The sequence below is a fragment of the Thalassobellus citreus genome (genome assembly GCF_044385915.1).
Taxonomy (GTDB): Bacteria; Bacteroidota; Bacteroidia; order Flavobacteriales; family Flavobacteriaceae; genus Thalassobellus; species Thalassobellus citreus.
On the sequence record NZ_JBISCC010000107.1, the window covers coordinates 1 to 300 of the forward strand.

Genomic DNA, 300 nt, shown 5'->3' on the forward strand with positions numbered 1-300 from the left:
TAAATCGATATTATAAAAATTACCTCTTCTTGCACCAGTAACCGATGTGTTGTTAGCGCTTCCATAGTAAGTACCATCAGGGTTAGCACTTGGGTTAATCCAAATTTCAGCATTTTCAACTAAATTTTTAACTCTCGCATAATCAGCATGACCTGTATCGGCATAGACCGTTAAAATATAGTCAATAAGACTGAGCATCATAGGGTATCCGGCAATTTCATCACCATGCATAGAAGAGGTAAACATAAGTTTAGGCTCTTGTTCGTCGGTAGTTACATTATCAGATATTTTTACAAACAA

At 36.0% G+C, this 300-nt stretch carries 1 protein-coding gene; it reads right to left on the reverse strand.

Annotated elements, in window-relative coordinates; translation table 11 throughout:
- Positions 1-300: M14 family zinc carboxypeptidase (locus ACH5TX_RS01480; RefSeq protein WP_439337785.1), on the reverse strand; the 300-nt coding region annotated here is incomplete at both ends.